Below are 2961 nucleotides of genomic sequence, written 5' to 3' on the forward strand. Positions count from 1 at the left end.
ACAACGTCAGCCATAACGACCGCACCCTTGCGCGTGGCACGCTTCCCTGCGGCCTTCTGGGCCTCGTTCACGCGCTCGATGCGGCTCTCCACCGTGCCCCAGTTCGGCTCGCCCTCGCGCGGCTCCACGCGCCCCACAACGAGCTTGCCGTCCTTGTTCGTGTAGTGGCCGACCACCAAGTCGTTCTTGATGCGCTCGGGGTCGATGTTGTCGCGCTCCAGGCTGCTGCGGTCGCGGCGGTAGTGGGCAAGCATGTGCCCGACCGATGGAGCCTTGTATTTCGCGATGTGAGCCATGGAAACCTCCGAACCGTACAGACTTAATCGACTAAAGTCTAGCACGTTAGACCTTAGCTGCGCTAAGGACGTGCCCTGCGGGGCTTCTCCGCAATCCTTCCAGCGGTCGAGATTGCTGCGCGTCATCGGTGGCGGCACCTCTTCCTTGCCCGCTCGGCTCCGCCGAGATGGAGGGGTAAAACCCCTCCAAACCACCCCGACGTATCGGTATCGGATATCGGATTCCCATGGGCGAGGTCGTAGTACCTCGCCCATGGGAATCCGAGCCGCAGCCCTCCCGCACTCGCAGACTTGGGCAAGGAAAGGGTCGATGGAGCAGAGCGTCCATCGACCCTTAATCAAGTCTGGTCTTGTGGCTTGACCGTTGCGTCAATTCCGCATTCCGCGAACGAGGGCTAAAGCCCCCGTGGTCGCTGAATGCTGCATTGACCCAACTACTGCGCCGCTTGCCGCGCATCAAACGCGGCTGTCTTGCAGTACTCCTTCATGACGTATGTACCGTTGTCGCAAAGGCAGCGGAACCACTCGGGGCGGTTCGCGCGCGCAAAGCGCAACAGGTACGCATACGAGTACTGGCCTTGCTCGTCCACGAAGTCCATCATCTCGCCGATGTACCCATACTTGTCGTTATCGCGGGTCTTGAGATCCGCGTAATCGGCGTTCTGGAATTCGAGCACATCAGCTTCGCTGTATTGATGCTTCTCTGGATTGTTCAGATGGCAGAGGTAGCGGGCGCAGTTGCGTTTCGTTCCCTTTGGGATGATAGGGATTGGTCCATTAAGCGGTGCAACGAGTTCCTGAACCTGCTCGAACGATTTAACGCTGTCGAAAAACAGGATTCCATGCCAATGCGGCTTCTTTGGTGTACCGTCCTCGTTCACATCGGAATCGTGGAGCGGTGAGATAAGGCAGTCGACAAGCCAACCGTTGATAATCTCGCGCCAGTTCTCCGGCGCACTATCTGGATAGAACTCAAAGAGCCAGTAATCCTTACGTGGTGCACGTTTCTTTTCGTACTTCTTATCCGCACGTTTCTGGGCTTCAGACCTAGCCATGCTATAATCTCCTTGTCTTGAATGCCCCTGCTGCCGCCAAGCTTGCTGGGGCTTTTCTTTTTTTTATCTGCGCTTGTAAACCTCGCGTCTATGCGCAACATCGACCACGAGAATGACGAGCCTGCCGTCATTGATGTCGCACAGGATTCGGTAGTCACCGACCCTGTATCGCCACACGCCTGCCAAGTTTCCCGTCAATGCCTTGCCCCTGCTTCTTGGGTCTTCGAGCTTCGCTATCTCGTCAAGCTCGTCAAACACCCGCGCGGCAACGCCCTTATCGAGCTTGCGCATCGCCTTGTCGGCGTTCCTCGTGAAATCAATTCGCCAGGCCACAGTGCGCCCTTACCTCGTCGATGCTGTAGGTCTCAAGCCTGCCAGCACGATAGTCCTCGATATCCTTGAGAATCCCGTACTCGTACTCGAAACGGTCGATAGCTTCTTGCAGGGCTTCGTTAACGTAGAAGCTCCTCGACCTGCCAGTCTCCTTCGCAAGACGGCTGTAGCGCTCGTTCAACTCGGTTGGAATCCTCATTGATGTGACCGCGGTAGCCATGTCGCACCTCCTTGTCGTGTATTACAGGTACTACTATAACACATCATCTAGCCCGCCCGCGATACGTCCTCTGCGGTGCAGCGTGGTCGCGGTTCCACGCATCCGCCGCCCGCTGCGCATCGCGCAGCACGTCATTAAGGCTCTGTTGCCTTGGCTGCTCCCTGCGCATCAGATATTCGAGCGGGCGCGATATTCGGCTTCTAAGCTCTTCCACTTTGATTCGCATTCCCGCAACTCCTGCTCTGATGCGGCTCGCGAGTCCATCGCACTTAACAACGATGTTATCGAGGATTGCGCCGCGCTCAGCTTTTCCCGCAGCTTCCCAGCCCCGAACCTCGGTAGCGATGGGTTGAAGCTCTCCAATGTCTCGCGCAACTCCGTCCGCTCGTTGCCGAAGACACTCCAATCGGTCTTGCTCATCTTCGATATCGAGCTTCACGTCCTCGAGCTGGCTGTCAAGCTCGGCAAGGTCACCCTCCTTGTCGGCAATCTCGGTAACAAGCTCTGCCTTACGCGCTTCGGCATCATTCAGTAAAGCGGCGGCTTCTTCCCTAGCCGCCGCGACGATTCGCGCCGCTTCGTCCTTCGCAGGTTCAACCACGGCCTTATCGACCGCACAGCGTACCTTGTCGATATCCACGGACTTGTCCGTGTATACACGCTGCGCCCGCGTCTCCTCGTCAAGCTCGATTGCAGGGCGGTAGCCCATGCGCTCCTCTAGGTAATCCCCAAGCTCCTTGTGCATGCTCTGGTAGAAGCTGCGGGGGCACATCTGCTTGTAGTTGAACCGTCCATCTAGGATGGGCGTGAACGGCACGTGCATGTGGTCGCGGGCGGGCGTGCCATCCTTCAACACCTCGTCCTTGTGGACGTACCCGCCCATCATGTTCTCGATGCCGAACTTCTTCGACAGGTACCAGTACGTGAGACGGAAGAACCTGTCCTCATCGCCCTTGCGCACATTGTCGGGAAGCGTCACAACAACGTCAGCCATAACGACCGCACCCTTGCGCGTGGCACGCTTCCCTGCGGCCTTCTGGGCCTCGTTCACGCGCTC

At 57.9% G+C, this 2961-nt stretch carries 5 protein-coding genes; all 5 read right to left on the minus strand.

Going from position 1 to position 2961, the window contains the following annotated elements:
- Positions 1 to 296, minus strand: a 296-nt coding sequence (locus I2H81_RS10250; RefSeq protein WP_195645449.1) for a hypothetical protein, incomplete at its 3' end; no start/stop codon positions are given.
- 434 nt (positions 297 to 730) lie between these two features.
- Complete coding sequence (locus I2H81_RS10255) at positions 731 to 1351, minus strand: replication protein (protein ID WP_195645450.1); 621 nt, start codon at positions 1349 to 1351, stop codon at positions 731 to 733.
- A 63-nt stretch (positions 1352 to 1414) separates the two neighbouring features.
- Positions 1415 to 1684 (minus strand): type II toxin-antitoxin system RelE family toxin, encoded by a 270-nt coding sequence (locus tag I2H81_RS10260; RefSeq protein WP_035138972.1) that lies wholly within the window; start codon positions 1682 to 1684, stop codon positions 1415 to 1417.
- Entirely contained in the window at positions 1668 to 1904 is a 237-nt protein-coding gene (gene relB / locus I2H81_RS10265; protein WP_035138971.1) for a type II toxin-antitoxin system RelB family antitoxin, read from the minus strand. Before relB ends, I2H81_RS10260 begins: the two co-directional genes overlap by 17 nt.
- Positions 1905 to 1947: 43 nt before the next feature.
- A partial coding sequence (locus I2H81_RS10270) for a plasmid recombination protein (protein ID WP_195645451.1) occupies positions 1948 to 2961 on the minus strand: 1014 nt, incomplete at its 5' end.

It is taken from the genome of Collinsella aerofaciens (assembly GCF_015561195.1).
Lineage (GTDB): Bacteria > Actinomycetota > Coriobacteriia > Coriobacteriales > Coriobacteriaceae > Collinsella > Collinsella aerofaciens_AC.